The 21,901-nt window shown below is 42.7% G+C and carries 14 protein-coding genes and 1 pseudogene; 5 read left to right on the plus strand and 10 right to left on the minus strand.

Going from position 1 to position 21,901, the window contains the following annotated elements; genetic code table 11:
- A partial coding sequence (locus B2863_RS03425) for a heme-binding protein (protein ID WP_296207571.1) occupies positions 1–153 on the plus strand: 153 nt, incomplete at its 5' end.
- A gap of 64 nt (positions 154–217) precedes the next feature.
- On the opposite strand, the gene asd is transcribed toward B2863_RS03425, so the two are convergent.
- Positions 218–1,351: an aspartate-semialdehyde dehydrogenase gene (asd, locus tag B2863_RS03430; RefSeq protein WP_296207512.1), complete on the minus strand. Its 1,134-nt coding sequence runs from the start codon at positions 1,349–1,351 to the stop codon at positions 218–220.
- 439 nt (positions 1,352–1,790) lie between these two features.
- Here asd and B2863_RS03435 point away from each other — a divergent pair, with 439 nt between their 5' ends.
- Entirely contained in the window at positions 1,791–2,921 is a 1,131-nt protein-coding gene (locus B2863_RS03435; protein ID WP_296207514.1) for an endonuclease/exonuclease/phosphatase family protein, read from the plus strand.
- Positions 2,922–3,399: 478 nt separating this feature from the next.
- Here the strand turns inward: B2863_RS03435 and B2863_RS03440 are convergent, their stop codons facing one another.
- Together B2863_RS03440 and B2863_RS03445 are read right to left on the minus strand one after the other, a co-directional pair.
- A complete protein-coding gene (locus tag B2863_RS03440; RefSeq protein WP_201567023.1) occupies positions 3,400–4,791 on the minus strand; it encodes a peptidylprolyl isomerase in 1,392 nt (463 codons plus the stop codon).
- Between the two features lie 156 nt (positions 4,792–4,947).
- Entirely contained in the window at positions 4,948–8,046 is a 3,099-nt protein-coding gene (locus B2863_RS03445) for an LPS-assembly protein LptD (RefSeq protein WP_296207517.1), read from the minus strand.
- A 381-nt stretch (positions 8,047–8,427) separates the two neighbouring features.
- Between B2863_RS03445 and B2863_RS03450 the strand changes: the two genes are divergently transcribed.
- Together B2863_RS03450 and murU are read left to right on the plus strand one after the other, a co-directional pair.
- Entirely contained in the window at positions 8,428–9,531 is a 1,104-nt protein-coding gene (locus B2863_RS03450) for an aminoglycoside phosphotransferase family protein (protein ID WP_414706873.1), read from the plus strand.
- Positions 9,532–9,577: 46 nt separating this feature from the next.
- The gene (gene murU / locus B2863_RS03455; protein WP_296207520.1) at positions 9,578–10,315 is read left to right on the plus strand and encodes an N-acetylmuramate alpha-1-phosphate uridylyltransferase MurU; all 738 of its coding nucleotides are present in this window, start codon (positions 9,578–9,580) and stop codon (positions 10,313–10,315) included.
- 184 nt (positions 10,316–10,499) lie between these two features.
- Here the strand turns inward: murU and B2863_RS03460 are convergent, their stop codons facing one another.
- The 7 genes from B2863_RS03460 to B2863_RS03490 all read right to left on the minus strand — a co-directional run bounded on the left by B2863_RS03460 (position 10,500) and on the right by B2863_RS03490 (position 20,018).
- Entirely contained in the window at positions 10,500–10,616 is a 117-nt protein-coding gene (locus tag B2863_RS03460; protein ID WP_101206161.1) for a DUF2474 domain-containing protein, read from the minus strand.
- 95 nt (positions 10,617–10,711) lie between these two features.
- Positions 10,712–11,728 carry a cytochrome d ubiquinol oxidase subunit II gene (gene cydB / locus B2863_RS03465; RefSeq protein ID WP_057759155.1) on the minus strand — a complete coding sequence of 339 codons (1,017 nt, stop codon included), beginning with the start codon at positions 11,726–11,728 and terminating at the stop codon, positions 10,712–10,714.
- Positions 11,728–13,224 carry a cytochrome ubiquinol oxidase subunit I gene (locus B2863_RS03470; protein ID WP_191114920.1) on the minus strand — a complete coding sequence of 499 codons (1,497 nt, stop codon included), beginning with the start codon at positions 13,222–13,224 and terminating at the stop codon, positions 11,728–11,730. The genes cydB and B2863_RS03470 overlap by 1 nt, the downstream gene beginning before the upstream one ends.
- Before the next feature lie 451 nt (positions 13,225–13,675).
- Positions 13,676–16,153, minus strand: a complete 2,478-nt coding sequence (locus tag B2863_RS03475; protein ID WP_296207523.1) for an esterase/lipase family protein — start codon at positions 16,151–16,153, stop codon at positions 13,676–13,678.
- Between the two features lie 299 nt (positions 16,154–16,452).
- Positions 16,453–17,577 carry a tetratricopeptide repeat protein gene (locus tag B2863_RS03480; RefSeq protein WP_296207526.1) on the minus strand — a complete coding sequence of 375 codons (1,125 nt, stop codon included), beginning with the start codon at positions 17,575–17,577 and terminating at the stop codon, positions 16,453–16,455.
- Positions 17,578–17,813: 236 nt separating this feature from the next.
- On the minus strand, positions 17,814–18,452 hold the full coding sequence (coq7, locus tag B2863_RS03485; RefSeq protein WP_201571247.1) for a 2-polyprenyl-3-methyl-6-methoxy-1,4-benzoquinone monooxygenase: 639 nt from the start codon (positions 18,450–18,452) through the stop codon (positions 17,814–17,816).
- 234 nt (positions 18,453–18,686) lie between these two features.
- Positions 18,687–20,018 carry an MFS transporter gene (locus tag B2863_RS03490; protein ID WP_057759165.1) on the minus strand — a complete coding sequence of 444 codons (1,332 nt, stop codon included), beginning with the start codon at positions 20,016–20,018 and terminating at the stop codon, positions 18,687–18,689.
- 483 nt (positions 20,019–20,501) lie between these two features.
- Between B2863_RS03490 and B2863_RS03495 the strand changes: the two are divergent.
- A pseudogene (locus B2863_RS03495) lies at positions 20,502–21,901 on the plus strand (outer membrane protein assembly factor); the annotation flags it as partial.

Raw genomic sequence — 21,901 nt, forward strand, 5'->3', positions numbered from 1 at the left:
AAAGTAGCGGAAAAAACCGAAGCGCTGCAAACATGGATGCAAGACCAGAATTTGACGCCTACAGGCGAGCCTGAATTGGCCCGTTATAATCCGCCTTGGACGCTACCATTTTTACGTCGTAATGAGGTGATGATTGCGTATCAATCTAACTAGTAATCAGCCTATAAAAAAAGACAGCAATCGCTGTCTTTTTCGTGCTTTATTTAAGGTATCTGAGTTAGACGTTTTGCTCACGGATGATATTAAGCATACGACGTAATGGTTCTGCTGCGCCCCATAACAACTGATCACCAACGGTAAATGCACCTAGATATTCAGGGCCCATATTCAACTTACGCAAGCGACCTAGCGCAACTGTTAAGGTTCCAGTTACGGCCACTGGCGTTAGGCGATTCATAGTAGCTTCTTTGTCATCTTCGACCAAGTCCAACCACTCGTTGCCACTGTTTCTGAGTGCAGCTTCGATTTCTTCTAGTGGAATGTCTTTTTTCAGCTTGATCGTTAGGCCTTGCGCATGACAACGCATGGCACCGACGCGTACACACATACCGTCGATAGGAATTGTACTGGTTTCATCATTACCCAAGATCTTATTGGTCTCGACGCCGCCTTTCCATTCCTCTTTTGACTGTTTGTTTTCTAGCTGCGCATCGATGTAAGGAATCAAGCTACCAGCCAATGGTACACCGAAGTATTGTGTAGGAAAGTCTGCTGAGCGCTGAGTCTGAGCGATTTTTTTATCAATCTCAAGAATAGCACTAGCTGGGTCAGCCAATTCGTCTTGGACGGCATCACGTAACACACCCATGCCATTGATGAGCTCACGCATGTTGTTTGCGCCAGAGCCACTAGCAGCCTGATATGTCATCGCGCTGACCCATTCGACCCAGCCTTTATTAAACAGCTCACCGATAGCCATCAGCATCAACGATACGGTACAGTTACCACCGATAAAGTCTTTTTTGCCGTTGGCTAGGGCACTATCAATAACATTACGGTTGACTGGATCAAGAACGATGATGCTGTCATCTTTCATTCGCAGCGTACTTGCCGCATCAACCCAATAGCCGTTCCAACCGCTATCACGCAGTGGTTGATGGACTTTTGACGTATAGTCACCACCTTGGCAAGTAATAACGACATCACAAGCAGCAAGTGCTTCAATATCATGAGCGTCTTTTAGTTGGCCGGTTTCAATACCATCGAATTTTGGTGCATCACCACCAGCATTACTGGTAGAAAAAAACACGGGTGTAATACCGTTAAAGTCATTTTCTTCCTGCATACGTTGTATTAATACTGACCCTACCATACCGCGCCAGCCTACCAAACCTACTGTTAAATCACTCATGAAATTCAATCCTATTTACAATTATTTGTTGCATCGTCAACCGATAACAATGCCGTGAATGGCGCGAAAAAGCAAGGCGTTTTGGCTATTATTTGGTCGTTTTCCATACACTATTAACTATGTCGACTATAACTTTAAGTTATTACTATTGAATAGATACTTGGCTATCTGACGACCTCAAAAATATAATGTTTAATAAATCACGCATTACATTGAGTGAGCCAATATTGTAACGTTTTATGATAGTTGTCGCATAATTGAGACTCACCAGTAGGCGAGAATCTTCTGAAATGCTAAAGTAAGTCTCAAACACAATTACTCGACGTTAGTTATTTGATGTCAGGTGATTTACAACCACGATATTTCTTATCAAACAAAAGCTTAACCAATATACATCATCGGCTCTATCAACATTTCAATCAACGGTTAGTACCTACTTATGGATCTCTCACTATTATATTACGCCTTACAAGGTCTAGCAGGATTCATCGCCTTTGTCACAATCTGGGGCTGGCTGCCGCTAGATAACTGGTGGGTGCGCGGTGTTGAGTTTCCACGTATTCAAATAATGGTGCTTGGTATTATCGCTTGGGTCAGCATGATAGTGTTTTTCTCAGAGTGGGAATTAGGGCAGTGGATATTGTTTGTTGTACTGAGCGGTACGTTAGCATTTCAGCTAAGAATGGTACTGCCATATACTAAGCTATGGAAAAAAGAAGTTCAAAAGGCAAAAGATAAGCCAGAAGGGCAAGCGCATCAAATAAAAATCATGGTATCAAACGTATTGACGCCCAATGACGAAACGCAAAAGTTGGTTGATTTGGTTAAGCGAAAGCAGCCTGATATCTTAATTACATTAGAAAGTGATAAGAAATGGGAGCAAGCCTTACAGCAAGTTGAGTCTGACTATCCCTATACCGTGAAAGTGCCACTAGATAATCTATATGGTATGCACTTGTATTCTAAGCTTGAGCTGATTGATCCTGAAGTTAAGTATTTAATGATAGATGATATACCCTCTATTCATACTCAATTGCGCTTGCAAGGAGGCCGCGTCGTTTGGTTATATTGCTTGCATCCCATGCCGCCTAGCCCAACTGAAGCTGATAAGTCCACCACGCGTGATGCTGAGCTGCTCATGGTGGGTAAACATATAAAAGAAAATGACCAAACGGCGATACTGGCAGGTGATCTCAATGATGTCGCATGGTCAAAAACCACACGTCGTTTCCAACGTATCTCTGGTCTGTTAGATCCTCGCATTGGTCGACATTTTATTAATACCTTCCATGTTAAATATCCATTTCTGCGTTGGGCTTTAGATCATATCTTTCATAGTGCCTGCTTTACAGTAGTTGATATTCAGCGTATGCCATCCGTAGGATCTGACCACTTTCCTGTGATGACTACCTTGCAATATGAGCCAGAAGAGGCAAGCAAGCAAGAAGGCAATGCGCCTACTGCACAAGCAGAAGATATCCAAGAGACTGACAACAAAATCGAAGAAGGCAAGAAAGAAGGTGAGAAAGTGTCAGAAGAGCACAGACAAGAACAGCGCAGTTTTGGTTGATAAAAGAGGCCGTTTATTAGCTGTAATGCATAGAGATGATGTAAGCATATGCTTACGCAAAATAGAGTCTTTAGCTTCTATCGGCACCAAGTCCATTGGCCTATAATACATCCATCAACACAAGGATACGCATGGATGTAGTGTTGAGACAGTACCAATAAAAGCACAGGTCAGCCCGCTGTCTTATATAATACTGTTAAATGACTTAGGATGAGTCAGCACGGAAGAGAGATAATAACAATAACATGAAGTATTGAAACCCTGAACCAATCGCCCTAGGTTCGGGGTTTTTCTTTGTGTATAGATTTTGGTTTATCAAGATTTAAACTACTTAACTTTGGGATTTTCTCATCAAGCTTCCAGTCAAATATCTAACTGCGCAAGATAAAGAAGGGTATATGCCATTGCATATACCCTTCTTTATTTAAATCGATTCAGTACTTTCGCTAACTTAATACTATTAGCTTATTGCAACATATCAGCCAAGTATCTGAATATAAGCGCCAGCACGTAGTTCTTGTAACCAGTCTTCTTGAGCTTGTGGTGCTAGGCGTTGATACAATGCTTGACGTGCCATATTACGACGATATTGCTCGCTAATATCTTGATCGCGCTTACCGTCGACTTTTAGGATATGCCAACCAAATTGCGTCTTAAATGGTGCAGAGTAGTCGCCAACAGCCGTATTTTTCATTGTGGCTTCAAATGGACCAACCATATCTTCTTCGCTAACCCAGTCAAGGTCGCCGCCACGTCCAGCAGAACCTGGATCGTCTGAATACGTTGAGGCTAAGCTAGCAAAGTCAGCGCCGCCACGAAGCTGCTCGTATAAATCATTAATTTTTTGTTCAGCAAGCGCATCAGTCTGTAAATCATCGACTTTAACTAGGATATGGCGAGTATGCCACTGTGGTATCAGCATCGTATTGCTGGCTTTCTTATCAGCAAGCTTAATGATGTCAATCCCTTCAGGAGTTAATAATGGCTCGCTTACAGTACCAACGTCTAGCTTGGTGATTTTGCTGGACAGCTCTGTCGGTAAAGAGGCGGCCTTATGAAAGCCCATATCCCCACCTTGCAATGGAATCGGATAGCTTCCTTGGCTAGCAGCAACAGCTTCAGCGACGTTGACGTTTGGCTCAAGCAAACGCGTCCGTAATGCCTGTGCCACCTTTAAGGCTTCTTCACGTTGAGCAGCCGATAGGCGACTATAGTCATCTATATAAGGCACACGTACGTGAATGGTTTGATATTCGCTTTGATTCAGACGTTTGGCTTCAGGCGAGGCCAAAAATGCATCAATGTCTTGCTCGCTAATACGTACTCGGCGAGTAATTTGACGCTGCTGTAGCGCTTGGATAGAAGCCTCTTCGATCAGTTTGGCACGCAGATTGGCATAACTACCAGGTTGCGCTGCATCTAGACGTTGCTGCAATGCTGCGATGCTATTAAGGCCTTCAGCTTGAGCGATTTGACCAAGACGTTGATTGATTTCTGCTTCATCGGCAGACAGTCCCGCACGTTTGACCATAGACAGTTGTAGTTCACGCAAAATAAGTGCGTTTAACACTTCAGATTGTAGTTGTGCTGAGTTTGCGATAGGCTCTCCAGCAGCTTTTGCACGTGCTTGAGTTTGCTCGATAGCATCAACCAGTTCGCTTTTTAAGATAGCATTTTCATTAACTAGGGCAATAATACCGTCTGTGCTATTGGCTGGCGTTAAGCGATCAACTGAGTTTTGCGCAGCAGAAGTAGAAGCTTGAGCTGCTGCAGGTTTTACAGTAGCAGCGTTGGCACTTAACGTAAGCGTAAGGCCTGCCATAGATAGCAATACTGCTCTGCTAGTCTGACGTAAAGAAAAAAATCTCATGATGCTCCTCATCAATGTCATTGCATCGGATGGTAGTCGGTCAACTCTATCCAATACTCTTAATAATAAAATATTCGACAGCGTTTCCCATAATAGGGGTTCAAATAGTGTCTTATAAATATTTACGTAAATAACTCTAATCTAGCAAAAAACTGGTTAGTCTTTCCATGCCGTCTGTACAGGTTCAAAGCCCAAAATCTTATCAGCAAGTAATCGTGTCAAGCGGCTACTACCGCTGCCAAGACCGTTTAATCTAACTTCTGCCATAATAGCTTGTGTTGGCTCGTCTTTTACGTTTAGGTCATTGTAATAGCGGCGACCATAAACAGCAAAGCCGAAACAGCAGTCTTCGTAATCAACGCCGATTAATGAATCGAGCATCTTGTTACGATTATAATCGTACTGACCCTGAGCCAATATACGCCAGCTGTTATTGATAGGGAAAACAGCGGAAGCGGTAAACGCAGATAATGGCAACTGATCGGTATTGTCATCACGTTGACGCTTGACATAGCCCACATTAAATAAGCTGTTGTCTGATGGCTGATAACGCAGCTCAGTCGTAATGTAGTTCAAATCATAGTTACTGGTTAGGGCACCGCTAACATCAACCCAAAAATTATTATAAGGCTGAGTGCTGGTATCCCATACCATACCTGAAGAAGACGAGGTAAACACTGGCTGATCGTCATCAAGTGTTACACGTCCATCATCTAGATAGAACTGTTCTGCAATGCTACCATCAAAACGTGTCACACCCGTTGCATCGATGTAACGATAATTGACGCCAGGCGTAATAGAATGCAAATCCTGCAAACGATCATGACCTAAAAACCAACTGTCCGAAAATAGCTGCTCATAGTTAATAGAGGCAATACGCGTATTAAAGTTAGGAATGTCATTTTGGTTCTTATACGGTGAATACGTATATTTTACGCTTGGGCTAAGTAAACGATAACCACCCATCGTATCGTCAAACGCACCAAATGGTGAGCCTGCTTGATAAAAGTGTAGACCTGCATCGATACTGGCTTGCGGAACAAACACAGATTGACTGCCATCTTCTTCACTAAGCTGATTATCTTCTAAGCTATCTTCATCATATGACGTATATAGATGCTGCAAGCTCAGCTTAGGTTTGATATAACCCCAAGAGGTTTCCATCGGATAGGCAGCGCTTAGTTTATTATAAATACGTGCGCCACTTTTTTCGTTTTCAGAACCATCATCGATAGATTTTTTGAAGTATGCAGAATCATGAATACCAGTGATATCGAAGCGCTCAGCCCAAGGCAGGCGATAATTTAATTTGAGCTGTGGCAAGCGTGAGTACGGCTTGTCTTTGTCTTCTAACGCTTCACCACTATCAGTGAATGCATCTAAAGTCTGGAAAGTTTCTACTTTTAGTTCACCATCGACATAATCATTGTAATAATTGACGCGGGCACGACGTGGCAAGTTTATGGTGCTGTCTGACAAGCCCAACGTATCAAAATCATTAAGGTAATCGGCATCTGATACATAGTTGTATTCAGCGTCAGCGCTTAATCGTGGAATGCTTTTTGACGACCAAGTGTGGTCATAAAACAAGCTGGTACGATCTTCGTCATCATACTCTTTGTCGTTTGGTAAGTATGAACCGTTTAAAATACCTTCCCCATAATTCTCAGTCAGATAACGGAACTCACCTGATAGCATAGGGTTACGGTCAGTATAAATATGCGTGTTAAGGGTGGCATCGTAGTTAGGTGCTAAGTTGAAATAATAAGGAATATCAACTTCAAGACCACTTTCACTACTGACGCTAGCACTTGGTAATAAAAATCCACTACTACGGCGACTGTCTATCGGGAAGTTAAAGTAGGGGAGATAAAATACGGGTATGTCAGCCACACGGAAAGTGGTGTTATACGCTTCGCCGCGTCCTGTATCGGTATTTAGATCGATACTCTTCGCTTCAAATTGCCATTTGCGATTGGTAGGTGGACAGGTACTAAACATCACCTGATCCAGCTCGTATTCACTCTCATTCGGTTTGTTTAAGCGTTTGGCATAGCCGTGCGCTTGTAGACCAACACTAGCAAATGCCACATCATTGGCCGTTGATTGACCAGTCTCAGTATTGTAATTCAAGCTATCTGCAACGCCAATTAGGCCACCTTGTGCCGCTCTATCATTAAAGCTGGCTTGGCCATTATTTGTAGAGACATTTTTTGTAGCGGCATTGTTTGTAGAGACGTTGCGTGTATGCTGTCCAGTCGCATTATCTGTAAACATGACTTTGCCTTGCGCCGCCGCAACGCCATTGCTCAAGTCAATCATGACTTTTTCTGCTTCGATATGCTGAGTGCCTTGGTCAATTTTTACATTGCCTGATAGCTCAGCGTAATTCACGTTATTGTAATAACCGTAATCTGACTCGGTAAACAAAGGGGCTTGATTATTCGGAACGCTAGCCACATTTGGTGCTGGTTGTCCGTTTGCCGTACCAGCTTCGTTTACAGCGCGTTGATAATTGGGGTTACTCTGCGGATATACCCATTGACCTTCACAGCGCTGGGCACTGTCCACGGCATTTGGCAACAGACGTAAGTCTCTACCGACCTTTGGAATCGTCTGTGCAGCAGGCATCGCATTATTATGAGCATTGTTCGCTTCAGTGCTAATAGCCTCATTGTTTAATGCTGAAGCATCGGTATCTGGCGTTAGCTCATAAAACTCTGCTAAGCGCATTAGGCTGGCTTGAATACTCTCGTCATTAAGGTCTAGCTTACCATTATTCGTTGTTATCGCTTTAGGGACAAAGGCACTGCTATCTGGTGTATTACTGCTTGGTTGGTTGCTAGTTTCTGTATTTAGATTAGCAGTATTAGAAACTTCATTGCTAAAAGCTTCAGAGTCAGCAGCTTCATTAATCTCTGTGATATTTAGGTTATTGTTTTCAGAGAATCTGCTATCTAACGCAGTATCATTCGATAAAGTAGCGTCATTCGTATTAGCAGAATTAGTATTCTCTTGATAAGTATCATTTAGAATATCTGCTTCTGGATAGCCATCATTACTTTGAGTACGACTAATACTACTGGCGTCAGTCGCCACACTATTAGACGCATAGCTGCCTGTACTATCCGTAGTGAGTGGTTCAGTTTTTTGCGTATTGATATCACCAATGGCAGCACTGACAGTTAGGCTAGATAAGCCTAAGGCACCAAATAAGATCAAGCGGATGCTTTGGTAAAGCGGAGAATATAACAAGGGCACACCTATGATTGCAGAGCTTATTGGATTGCATGACTGAGTTTAGTAGCGGTATCACCGAACGACATAAAGCAGTGAACGAGCAACTAAAATATGACTAATGTATTCTCAAAAATTTGAATGTTTTACATATAATGACGACTAATCATAGTCAAAAAAAACCAAATCAGCTACACTATTTACCAAAATTTATAATATAGCCATGCTGATTTTTAAGTAGCGATAGCGATTCTATCCGACATCAAGTATTGAATGATATAGCAATACGTCTGTGGCAGCTTGTATAGCACCGCCGCATATCGCTATTTTAGCAAGTATTTGTCAGACTTATCACTACTTTAATTATTTATGACTTATATTTAACCAGCGATGCCCAATATGACTGACAAAACGACTTTAGAGACTGATATGATCGATGAAAATAACAACCGCCAACAGCAATTAGAACAATGGTTACAGCAAGTATTTTTAGATCAAACCTTTAGTCTAGACAGCTTACCTGGTGACGCTAGTGCCCGCCGATATCATCGTATCGAACTATCAGAGACAGACAATAGCGCCAATAAGCATTATATCGTCATGGACTCCGCTGACGAGCAAGATGCGATGCTGCAGTTTATCAATGTTGCGAAACTGATGGCACCTGCTGTCAACGTGCCGACTTTGACTGCACAAAATGTAGAAAAAGGATTCTTGGTATTACAAGATTTTGGCACATTAGAATTTGCCCATTTACTTGTCGATGCCACCGCAGACCAAATCAATGACTACTATCAGCTAGCAATGCAGACATTAGTCGCGCTACAAACGGTACCAGTAGAAACGGCGAAGTCACAACACCAGCTGCCAGATTATGATATATCACTATTAGACCGTGAGATGGATTTATTTAGCGAATGGTTTATGCCTTATATTGGTGTCGCGCTAGATGAGCAGGTTTGGGGAAACCTAAAAACAGCACTAATGAATGAGATTTTGCGACAGCCACAAGTGGTTGTCCATCGTGATTATCACAGCCGCAACCTCATGCAAGATCAAGCAGATAAATCAAAGCTGGGCGTGATTGATTTTCAAGATGCCGTCATTGGTTCGTATGCTTATGATTTAGTGTCGTTAGTCCGCGATGCTTATGTTGAATGGCCAGAGAGCCAAATATCTGCATGGATTAATGACTTTTGGCAGCTACAAAATCAAAAATCACTAACCACTGCTGATAGCGCAGTGCAGTTTGAAAACGATGTGAATGTCATAGGCGTACAACGTCATCTAAAAGTATTAGGGATTTTTATTCGTTTGTCTGAGCGTGATGGCAAAGACCGCTATTTGGCAGATATTCCTAAAGTCATGCGCGATTTGATTATTGAATTAAACTGGCTTTCCGAATATGGCGATGATGATCTAAAGCAATCAATTACACCGTTTAACCAATGGCTACAAGAGGCAGTGCTACCTGCTTATAAAGAAAAGTTTGCTTCAGCGTAGATGAAGCTCAGCTAAATTAATTTAAATAATAAAGATAGGAGCGCAGATGTCTACCTCTACGATTACACAAGCCATGATTTTGGCAGCGGGCAAGGGCACACGCCTACGTCCATTAACGCTTGAGACACCTAAGCCTTTGGTTGAGGTCGCAGGTCAACCACTTATTGTATGGCATATTAAAGCACTACAAGCAGCAGGAATTACTGATATCACGGTCAATGCATCATGGTTGGCAGATAAGCTAATGGACACCTTAGGCGATGGTTCACAGTATGGCGTAAAGTTGCATTGGTCAGTAGAAGACGATGAACCACTCGAGACCGCAGGCGGCATTTTCCAGGCATTACAATCAGGTAAACTAAAGGAAGAGCCGTTTATTCTGGTCAATTCTGATGTATGGACTACCTATGATTTTTCTCAATTAACAGACTATATATTGGGAGCGGATCAGCGCGCGCATTTATTATTGATTGATAATCCAGAGCACAATAATGGTGGTGATTTCGCTATTAATAACGGCCTTGCTAGTGAACAGCCGGTGGGAGATGCAGATAAGTATACCTTTGCGGGTATTAGCGTAATGTCACCAAAATTGGTAGAGGGGCTGGTATCAGGACAGCCTGCTGCATTAGCACCATTACTAAAGCAAGCAATGATAAAGTTTCAGATTACCGCTGAAGTGACGACAGATAATTGGATAGACGTGGGCACGCCTGAGCGTTTAACACAGGTCAATGAGTTTATCGAACAGAATGATATCGAGCATGCAGGTAAACCAAACTGATAAATTTAAGATAAATAAAAAGCAGCGTTGATTATTCAACGCTGCTTTTTTTATGCATATAGAAATATTTTTTACGACATGTCTAAGTAAAGTGTATTAGCAAGACAAAAGTGCAAATTCAGCATCTAGCAAGCTATTCACCAGCTAACTAACTGGCACTCAATCGTATAATTAGGCAATTATGCTAAACACCCATGGCCAGTTTGATTAGCTGAGCAATGGTAAACACCACTAAAAACCCTGCCAAATATAGACCCACGAACCATGCCCATTGCGATTGTTTTTTACTGAACTTTTTCATAGAGATCTCCTGATTAGCGTTTGAAGTGTGACTACCATCTACAAACAATGATAGCCATCCTTTTTAGCTGATCCGTTACTTGCCGCGATTAGCGACTAGTACATCGGATTGTGATCAGATTTACCTTTGAAGGTATAGTAAGCAAATGCTGTATAGCTCAAGATAATCGGTAACATGATACATGCGCCAATCAACATGAATGATAACGAAGTATCGGCTGCAGCAGCCTCATAAATCGTCATTTGATACGGTACGATATAAGGGAATAGGGCGAAACAAACCCCGATATAACCCATTAAAAATAGAGCAACCGTTAGTAAAAATGGACGATACTCACGCTCAGTTTTTAAGTCTTTACGCATGATAAAGAATAAAAGCATGACAATGATAGGCATAGGAGCAAGGTATAACAAATCTGGGAAACTAAACCATCCTTCTAACGCATCGATGTCTGAGAAGTACATAAACGCTGTGACCACAACCATCGCTACTAGTAACGCAGTAAGCATCCATCTAGAAACTTGGCGCGCCCATACTTGCAACGTATGTTCTGTTTTTATGATAAGCCACGTCGAGCCAAGCAAGGCATAACCAATAATCATGGCAAATCCACATACTATCGAGAAGGGTGTGAGCCAATCAAATGGACCACCAGTATATAGACGATTACTGGCTTCTAAACCTTGCACTAACGCCCCAAGCATAATGCCTTGAGAGAAAGTGGCAACGACTGAGCCGACAAAGAAGAAGGTATCCCATACATGCCGGCGCGAAGAGGATTTAAAGCGAAACTCAAACGCCACGCCGCGCATGATAAGACCGAACAACATGGCAGTCACTGGTAAATACAGACCTGTCATGATGATGCCATAAGCAACAGGGAATGCTGCGAATAGACCACCACCGCCTAGTACTAGCCACGTCTCATTACCGTCCCAAAATGGCGCGATAGAGTTCATCATGCGGCTACGGTTTTTATCTGAGCCTGCAAAAGGGAACAAAATACCGCAGCCCAAATCAAAGCCATCAAGCAGTACATAGACAAAGACAGACAAAGCAATCAAACCGCCCCAAATAAGAGGTAAATCTAATACATCACCGAAGTTAAACATTAGCGTAATCCTCCATCATCGACATCATTTGCAGGCTCATCTAAGCCTTCTTCAGTACCTTTGGCAGGATTACTATCACCACTTAACGCGCGGCCTTGACTCTCAGTCACTGAGTGCTCGTAGAAGTTATCTTCTGCAGGATCTGTATAAGGTTTAGGTCCTTGAGCAATCAAGCGCAAGATATAAAAACTGCCTGCACCAAAGACAAATATGTACAGCACGATAAAGCCAATCAACGTGGTCGCGACTTGCTGTGCTGCAAGAGGAGACATACTTTCAGCAGTACGAATGACCCCATAAACCGTCCAAGGCTGACGTCCTGTCTCGGTTACGAACCAACCTGATAATAAGGCGATAAAACCAAGCGGAGTCATCATCATCCAAGCACGGTGGAACCACACACTGTCAGTATTGAACTGCTGTTTTTTGAAGTATTTGTATAGACTGAATAGGCCGACCAGTACCATAAGCATGCCAATACCAACCATGATACGAAACGCCCAAAACACGATGATAACGGGTGGTTGATCTTCAGGTGCCCAGTTTTTGAGCCCTTTAACTTCACCATCTAATGAGTGGGTCAAGATTAAACCAGTCACATAAGGAATTTTTACTTCGTACTTATTGGTCTGGTTTTCTTGGTCAGGAATCGCGAATAAGCGTAGTGCGGCACCGCGTTCATCCTCCCAGAGTCCTTCCATCGCAGCCACTTTAGCAGGTTGATGCTCAAGGGTATTTAGACCATGCTCATCACCAATCAATACCTGAGCAGGCGCAACAAAGATGGCCATAATCATCGCCATACCTAGCATTACACGACCATGCGCGCGGTGCTCGACGTGTTTTTTAGATTGAATATAATATGCACCGATACCACCAATAACAAAAGCAGTGGTCAGAAATGCCGCGGTCATCATATGAGCGTAACGGTAAGGGAACGAGGGGTTGAAGATAATTTCAAGCCAGTCGGTAGGATAGAGCAAGCCATCTGCGCCCATCATAAAACCTTGAGGGGTTTGCATAAAGCTGTTGGCGGCTAATATCCAAAAACCTGAAATCAATGTGCCGATAGCAACGATAGCAGTTGAAGCAAAATGCATGCGTTTGCTCACGCGACCCCAACCAAATAGCATAATACCTAAGAAGGACGCTTCTAAGAAGAACGCTGTCAGTACCTCATAGGCGAGTAATGGGCCTAAAACGTTACCGGCTTTATCAGAGAATACGGCCCAGTTGGTACCGAACTGGTAGGACATCACCACGCCTGATACAACGCCTAAACCAAAGACGACAGCAAATATTTTGACCCAATGCTTGTAGACTTCAGCATAGATAGGTTCACCAGTTCTTAACCAGCGGAATTCAAGCACCGCAAGCCAGCTGGCAAGACCGATAGAAAAGGCAGGAAAGACGATATGGAACGAGATAACAAAAGCGAATTGGATACGCGCAAGCAGCAGCGCATCGAGCTGGTCAATCATAAATGTAGCGAACATAAACGGTTACTCTCATCTGTTAGCTGAATAGCGCTGACTTCCATACAACGCTCAAGTAACTGTCCGTAACTATCCATCGATCAAAGTGGCAAGCATTACGGGCAATAGCTCAGTGACGTGGACTTAGCTCCATTAGACATAAATTGTGGCTAAGTTTGCGACTCACTGTTTAGCTGAATTGAATAATTTATGTCCTTATAAATTTACATATTACTGTCATGTGCTATAGATATATTATGCGCTCACCTAGATATACACGCAAGCAACCCAGTCTGTCTGTTGCAGACCTAAGAGTCATCAAAATAACATAATTCAAACATTGAAAAATAAAATTAATATTATTAAAAACAAAGCAGTATGCGTGACCATACTGCTTATTTGAAACCTATAACTGATGTTTAAAGGTTACGATTTGCACATCAAAAACCTCGTGAAATAACAAAAATCTACATCATTCTTGTAGCTGCTTATGCAAAATTCTTCGCAACGTCAAAATGGTCTGCGGATTGGTCTGAATACTATGACCGCCATTGATAATTGTCTCAGATGCGGCACCATCGAGATGGGCGCTATTATAAGGAACGATACCATCTGACAAACGCTCGGTCAGTGCTTGACTGATATCATCATTGACCGTCACAGCGGCAACAAGCGGCTCGGGTGGTAGCTGTGATGTCTCAGTATTGTCGCTGACATCAACGCTCGCCGTTTCATTTCCAGCATTGTCTTCTACCGCTTGAGACAAATCAATCTTGGCACCGTTTGGTTGCGTTTGTGCCAGTCCTTTAGTGATATCGGCATCGTTATTGGCAATGATTGAATGGTAAGTGATACGCTCATTCATAGTAATGTCTTTGGTTAACTCTATAAAAGAAGACTTATCACTTAACTGGCTGGCACCGTTCTGCAAATACAATGCGCCCAGTGGGTTTTGCGCCAAATCGCCTTGTGTGGCAATGGTCGCTAAGTTATCTGTGAATGTCTTGACCAGACCTACGGGTAAGTAAACGATGCGGCGTAGCGCACGGGTGAACCAACGATCTGCATAATCGGTACCACGGAAAGGTGCAGATAGAAAAACAGCAGTGTCTACTTGCGGCAACGCCTGTAGCTCAAATCGTTCCTTTAACTCATCTTCACCAAAAGAAGTCTTGAGCGCGTTACGGATTTGCTGTTTCTCATTACTAGAGAGGAGGTCTTTGTCGTTAAGCTTATCTAAATCATCGACTAAATTTTCATCAGATAGCATCATACGAGCGATAATGGCACCCATACTATGACTAACAATCACACTATTTCGACTGGCACGATTTTGTCCATTGGGATCAGTTTGCTGGTAGGTGCTGTTGATTAACTGCTGAATCTGATAACGATTTTCTAAAATAGGCAGATTGGTTGGATAGAATATTTGCCAAACTTGGTAATTGTCACGCAGCTTGTCATCATTAAGAATATCGTTGGTCAGATTTACCCAAGTGGCCGGACTAGAAGCTAGCCCGTGCAACATAATCAACACGCGTTTATCAGGATCATAAGGCTCGAGCATAAAGAGTTTAGGCAGCTGAGCATCTGGCTGGCGCGTAATCAAGTTTAAATAACCCACACCATCTAACTGGTTCTCTGATAACCATAAGCCGTATCCCGCCGAAAAGTTGGCTGCCAGTGGGTAGTCATCATTGAGGATATTAACGGATTCGGTTTGGTACGGGTTATATAAATGAATATCAAGCTTACGACTGCTCAGCGCATCTAATACGCTATTGCCATCTGGTTTAATCAGACCCGTTAATAACAGATGTCCCGTGGGATAAATACGTGAGCTTGGCTCGCTGTCGTCGGTGTTTTTATCTTGATTTGTCAGTCGACCAGATAAGGAGGCAACCAACAACTGACGGATTGTGGTGGTGTAGCGATCATCCAACGATGCTACCAAGCTGATGCCTAAACCGGGACGCTTACTCACGGAATTGAGACCGGAGAGTCGCAGCTCATAAGTGGATGATAAGTCTGCCAAAGCGGAAGTTTGTTTATGAGCATTTTGCAGATAGTTGTTTTCGTTGGGCAAATAAATGTCGAGGTTATAGTCATCTACGGTAACTTTCATGACTTTGACTTGGTCTGTTGCTTTGCCCTTTAGCGGTGGTCGATTGGCAATCGCTGCTTCATCGGTGTTATCACGCTTAGTAGAGGTTATTGGCAAATACTCTACTGTCGTATCACCCATCAATTTATTGGCGTTTTCAGTCGACTGATAGATTTGAGTGATAACGTCATTGCTAGCAGCGTTATAAATGTCTTGGGTTTGGATATCATTGTCATTTGGAATACGGTTTTGCGCACGATGGCTATTGCTATTTTGCTCTGCACCTTCAAAGTCATGGGTCAAACTGTCATAAAATAGATAGGTGTAGCTGTATTTGACGGCATCAAACAACCTTGCTTGATAGTCGGTTAAACACAGGTCGGTTTCTTTTTGCTGCGTTTTGGCGTCATCATCACTTAAAGGCGCATTGGCGTAATACGGATCAAGTGGCGGGCGTGCAAGCGCATTACGACAGTTTTTTGAATCAGATAGTTGACGCGCTTTTGCATAGTGCAGTTCTGCAAAAATAGCTAAGGCAGGCCGATAGTGCCTGTTAAGCATACTATCAGAGAGCTGAGTCAAGCATAAGTCAAATTGCTGCATACAGGCTTGCTCATTCAGTCCTGCTGATAACAAAGCAGATGCTGTGTCGCTGCTTAGCGCGTTGTCAGTGACGATATTGCCGCGCTGCGCTGAGATGGTCTTGGCCGAGGCTTGTTTATCTACCGTCACTGTACTACAAGCTGGTAGCAATACTGCTGCCGCCAAAAGCATAAGTGACGCAATGGGCAGGGTTTTTTTATTAGTATGCACTACTGTCTGTTTGCCAAAGCCAGCGAAAGTCATAAGTCAGTCCAATAAACGGTAGTTATGAGAGTATGAGTAATGAAAGTAGCAATTGATAATGAGTGTAGCGCAACTTTTGGCGTTAGACTATTCATTTGCAGTTCTATAAAGGCATGTTTTAAAACGAATGGGTTTCTGCTAGTCGAAAAAAAGCGCTTTTGTCTTATAAAGATAAAACAAAAGCGCTTGGTATGTGAAGCTTAGATTATTTACTAGAGATTTGACCTAGTGAAAGTCTTATGAAACAAATATCTTATGAATCAAACCCTAAATAGCTAAGCCCAACAAATACAGCATTTCTAGGCACCTGGTTTTACACTAATGTCAGGAGCAGGGATATCCCAAATATAGAACTTACCTTCTTCAACGAGTTTGATTTGTTGAGGAATAACAGTATTGTTAGGGTATTGCCCTTCAAGACGACGTAGGCGTTCTAACGCATTAGCACGGCGGTCACTGAGTAGATCTGACTGTGCCAAGCTTTGTTCTGCTTCGGTATACCCTAAAGCGACAGCGCGGTCTAGATACTTTTGACCTTCTTTGAAGCCGCCGCCTTCTGATAGCATCATGCCGTATAGGAAGTTAGCCTCACCACTATCAGGTTGCAGCTTGATAGCGCGATCGACATATTGACCACCACGTACCGTGTAGTCTGAACCCAAGTCTAGGTTACGACCCATACCGTTCAGCTTAGCGGCACGAAGCAATACATCAAAAGATGCGTCTGGCGACTTAGCATATGGCTCGATCCAATCCGCTAATACTTTAATTTTTTCACGTGTGTAATGGCGCTGTGAGCGGTTAGGGAAGTTTGGTGGATAGTGACGCGCGTTAGGGGATACGTCAGCGATGAAATCATCTAATAAACTGACATCAAGTTTATCAGTACCTAGCCCTTTTTGTTGCGGAATCAGTACGGTTTTGACAAAGCTCATGTCTGAGAGCTGTACCTGCGGTGTAGGAATATTCGGAAGTTGTCCGCTACGCAAGTCGATACCGGTAGCTGTCATTGGACCAGGCTCATAGACACGAGTAGTGCCGTTCATGACAGGTGCAGCAGCAGGCGACATCATTTGCGGTGTTTGAGGTTGAGCAGTGCTAACAGATGCATTGTTTTGCAGAGTGCCGCTTAGTTGCATGTTAGTTGTTTGCGCATTAGTCGGCTGGCTGTTGCTCACAGGTGTTGCTGGCAAGCTTGTTTGAGCGGCATTGGCTTGAGCAGGACTGATAGCTGCATTAGGACGAGCAAGACGAATCACACGTTTGCTTGAGTCCATCGCACTAGGTACAGCTGTTGCAGTGGCATCAGTTTCTGCAGCGTTCACAGGTGCAGATAACAGCATGGCACAGGTTGCAGCCATGACGGTCAACGTTGCAAACTTCGGTGACTTAATAGAGTGGCTATTAGAGAAAATCGCTTTCATAAAAATCGTTACCTTGTTTAATTTATTTGGTTGTTATTCATTGATTGGACGGTAATATAAATAGCGTATTGCTGCAAAATCGTACAAATTTTTAATACCGTAGCAAATTAAGCTTTACGCTATCTGTGGTAGGATTGTTAATCGCTAGAATTAAGCAAACCTACGTAAATCTGTGCAGACGTTGATGAGTAAGAAAGTCGACAACAGCAGCTAACAACAGTACCTGTAACCATAAGCTATAAATGATAAGCGGTATCTTTCATGCGATTTGCCATCCATCGCATGGTCCGACGTACTGGGGGAGACAAAGCAGCGCCGCCACTTGCAAGTGCTAGCTCACGATGGTGCAGCTCCTCTTTATCCATTTGTGCCAGTATTTCTTTTGAGCGCTGATCATGTTCAGGTAATTGCTTGATATGATCCTGTAGATGCTCGCTGACCTGAGCTTCTGTCTCCGCTACAAACCCTAGACTAAACTCATTTGAGATCGCGCCTGCGACTGCACCGAGTCCAAAAGACATACCGTACCAAAGCGGCGTAAATACGCTGGCATGGCTACCAAGTTCGCTTAGACGAGTCTCGCACCAGACCAAATGATCGACTTCTTCTTCGGCCGATTGTTGCATGGCTTGTTTGACACCACTATCTTTTGCGGCAAACGCTTGGCCATGGTATAGACCTTGGGCACATACTTCACCTGTATGATTGATACGCATAAGACCTGAGACGTGCCGCGCCTCTGTGATGGTCAGCTCAGGAATCTCATCGCTACTGACGGGCAACGGCCGCGTGCTTGGATTGGAATGTGGCACGACAGCTCGTAATGCCTTATCGACCCCAAGTAACAACTGGTCAATTTTAGATAAAGGACGCAGGGTCATAACTCACTCCTGATGGTGTTAAAAACTGTCAATAAAATAAAGTGTGTTACCGTTTAAACATAACGGTATAATGCGTATTACTATAACAAAAAATCCAAATTATCGGCTCGAATATTACTGTCTAAATAGCCCATAAATAATCTATAGATAGTGGGAAAACTACTATAGCTATCATAACTACGAAACCATCAGCGCAACATTAGACTGTATTTATGGAACTAACCATATTTACGGTGCTATACCATCGTTGGTTTGGATAACGGCATGCTTAATATGTTTATTGAGTTTGATGTATAAAAATGCACCAAACACGATATTCAATAGCCCTGTCACCAAAAATAGCTGCGGCAGCGTAAACCCTAAAACATTCAAGATAACAATCGCAAAAATTGCTGAAGTAACCATAAATATCGCGTTAAAAATGTTATTTGCGCCAACAATACGTGCTCGATGACTCTTAGGTGCGTAGGCTTGCATAGAAGCATATAGCGGTACGATATACAAACCACCGCTAAATCCTAATAAGAACAAATCCGCGAACACTCGCCAGCTACCACTTATGTTAAACAAATCACCGATGCCAAGTAATGTGTCATTATTCACATTTATATCTAAACCTGAAAGTGAAAAATACAAATCAATAGCAAAGATACTTAATCCAGCAATACCGAATGGTAATAGACGCAAGCTAACTTTATTTTTGGTCAATGTTTTGCACAGTACCGAACCGATTGACACACCAACAGAAAACAATGTGAGTAAGAAAATAACAACTGACTCATCACCAAGCAAAATCACCTTACTGAACTCTGGCACTTGGGTCAAAAAAGTCGCCCCATAAAACCAAAACCAGCTGTTGCCAAGAATGATAAAGAACAAAAAAGGCAAAGAGTATAAGTAACGGACAGTGGCTAAGCTGGTCGTAATAATATTCCAGTTAATCTTTAGGTCAGGCTGCATTGCTGGCATAGTAGGGATATAGCGCGCAGCTAGATATCCTAAAACAGCGACAACCAACACTGTGGCACTAATCCAATATAATGATTGTGATAGCTGAGTCAAAATACCAGCGACAATCATACCGACCAAAATAGCCAGCGAAGTACCCATCTGAAAAAGACCGTTTGCGCCGACCAACTCATCTTCTTTCATCGCTTGTGGCAGATAAGCGTATTTGATCGGTCCAAAGAAGGTCGAATGCGTACCCATCAAAAATAACGCGACAAATAGCAGTGCATACCATTCAAAGACAAAGCCGACTGCGGCAACTGCCATAATGACCAGCTCAAGCAGTTTAATAAACTGCGTAAGCTTTGATTTTTCATACTTATCAGCAATCTGTCCTGCCAAAGCAGAAAACAAAAAGTAGGGCAGGATGAATAACATGGCGGCCAAGTTATTAAGGATACTGACCTCTACGCCCAATTTACTGGCGGCAGTATAAGTCAGCACCAGTATGAGCGCCTGCTTAAAAATATTGTCATTGAATGCGCCCAAAAACTGGGTAAAAAACATAGCGCTAAAACGACGGCGCTTGAATAACTGAAACTGGTTGGACATGGACATTCCTACAGATAAATCGCGACTGATAGAGAAAATAGCGGCGCTGAACGACAATTTTTTTATGATAATAATCGTAAATTTTATTAAAAACTATATCAAGATATAGCATAGGTTTTATAAATATTAAGCCGTATAATAGCAAGGCTTCGGTGAAAATACATGCAGTCAATGCTATGATTCGATATTTAACTAAGTTATGATTTATAAATTTTATGTGATTGCGTTTTAGGGTATAAATAGTAGTGAAAACAAAGGCTACTACCCATTAATGCTATCTATAAGCTAGTAGCCTTTTCTAAGCTAGTAGACCTATAAGGCAGTAGACACAGAGTGCTAAAGCCGACACTATAGATAACCAGTCATAAAATTAAAGTAGTAAACCATTAATTCCAGATAACTGCTATAAGTTTATTCACCGGTCAGACTTGACGATCGTTATCGTTGATAAGATTGTGCCGCGTGAGCTGATAGGACGTAAAGATGATAAAGCAGCCTTCAACTCGAGCATTCAAGGGTCTCATGATGCAGCGTGACACAGCCATAATCCAAAACGATAGTAATAATCCAAGTACATATCCAGCAACGCCGCGTAAAAATTTCAGACGTTCGGCATTGTGCACTGCGCTTGCGACCAGTTTGTTCGGTATGGCACCTGCGGCAATGGCAGATACTATTAATAATGTAAGCAATACCGCTATCACTAACTCATCTGCTGCTGACCAAACTGATAGCAATCAAACGCTTAGTAACCAGAATAACAATAGTCAAGCTACTAATGAGCAAGCATCTATCAAGCAATCAGCTACATTGTTAGATGACGATACTCAGCTAGATATGGCTCTAGATGCGCTACGTCTAAAAAAAGCAGTAGAACAAGGTATTATCGATCAGTCAGTATTGGACGACTATAGCGAACAGAGCTTGGGCATTAAAAAACCTAACTCGAAAAAGTCAGGCTCTAGAAACTCGACGACGCAAAATGCCAATGCTCAAAACACAACTTCTCAAAGAAATAACTCTCAAAATTTAGAAACTTTCACTGATAGTCCAAGTACTTCATATAATCCAAATAACGCTCAATCAATCGCTTCTAATGATGACCTGTTGCAACAAGCAACCGAGATTCAGCAGCAGGGTTATCAAATGATGACGCCTGAGCAGATCGATCGTGAGCTAGCGGCAATGGATGCGCAGAATGCTCAAGATATTGATAGTATCAATATTAGCAATAATGACAGTGACTTTGATGCGCCAATCGCTACGTTAGATGACACAACATCACCAATTGGTCTCGATGTAGAGCTAGATGCGACAAACTTGCCCGCGCCTAGCAATCTTGATACGTTGGGTAGAAATGAAACAACGCAAGAACAGGCGAGCACAGCTGAAGGGATGTCACGTCCGATTGAGGTGAGTGGTGCTGTTAGCAATGAAGATGTCGTTAGCAATGAAGCTATTGTTAAGAATGAAAATGGCCTGACGACTGATGATAGTAGTGATGAGCTGATAGCTGGTACGAATGTGCCTGCCAATGTAGAAGGTACGACGACAGATATTATCAATCCGAATGACTATCTACCAGATTATCAGAATGATACTCAGGCCGTCGACCAAAGTATCGAACAAGCCAATAGACCACGGCCACGCGCGCGCAATAGAGGTAATATCGTGACGCGTCTGTACAATCGCTTTTTTAACGACGGTGGCGTGATTGCTTTGCCAAATGTAGAAACCGCTATTTATCTAGAGCAAGTATCTGCTGAAGACTCTCCTAATGGTAAGGCTCAACTGATTGAAGCTGACAATGATATTCAGCCAATGAAAAACATCAAAGCAGCACTGGATGACACTTCCGTTCAGTCGGTTATTGACTTTACTGC

Source organism: Psychrobacter sp. UBA3480 (assembly GCF_002377945.1).
GTDB lineage: Bacteria > Pseudomonadota > Gammaproteobacteria > Pseudomonadales > Moraxellaceae > Psychrobacter.

Excerpts from the sequence above, each read along its gene's own strand:
- B2863_RS03440 (WP_201567023.1), bottom strand. The coding sequence starts at position 4,791 with ATGAGATTTTTTTCTTTACGTCAGACTAGCAGAGCAGTATTGCTATCT.
- B2863_RS03490 (WP_057759165.1), bottom strand. The coding sequence starts at position 20,018 with ATGTCCAACCAGTTTCAGTTATTCAAGCGCCGTCGTTTTAGCGCTATG.
- murU (WP_296207520.1), top strand. The coding sequence starts at position 9,578 with ATGTCTACCTCTACGATTACACAAGCCATGATTTTGGCAGCGGGCAAG.
- B2863_RS03470 (WP_191114920.1), bottom strand. The coding sequence starts at position 13,224 with ATGTTCGCTACATTTATGATTGACCAGCTCGATGCGCTGCTGCTTGCG.
- B2863_RS03480 (WP_296207526.1), bottom strand. The coding sequence starts at position 17,577 with ATGAAAGCGATTTTCTCTAATAGCCACTCTATTAAGTCACCGAAGTTT.
- B2863_RS03435 (WP_296207514.1), top strand. The coding sequence starts at position 1,791 with ATGGATCTCTCACTATTATATTACGCCTTACAAGGTCTAGCAGGATTC.
- B2863_RS03460 (WP_101206161.1), bottom strand. The coding sequence starts at position 10,616 with ATGAAAAAGTTCAGTAAAAAACAATCGCAATGGGCATGGTTCGTGGGT.
- cydB (WP_057759155.1), bottom strand. The coding sequence starts at position 11,728 with ATGTTTAACTTCGGTGATGTATTAGATTTACCTCTTATTTGGGGCGGT.
- asd (WP_296207512.1), bottom strand. The coding sequence starts at position 1,351 with ATGAGTGATTTAACAGTAGGTTTGGTAGGCTGGCGCGGTATGGTAGGG.
- B2863_RS03450 (WP_414706873.1), top strand. The coding sequence starts at position 8,428 with ATGACTGACAAAACGACTTTAGAGACTGATATGATCGATGAAAATAAC.
- B2863_RS03475 (WP_296207523.1), bottom strand. The coding sequence starts at position 16,153 with ATGACTTTCGCTGGCTTTGGCAAACAGACAGTAGTGCATACTAATAAA.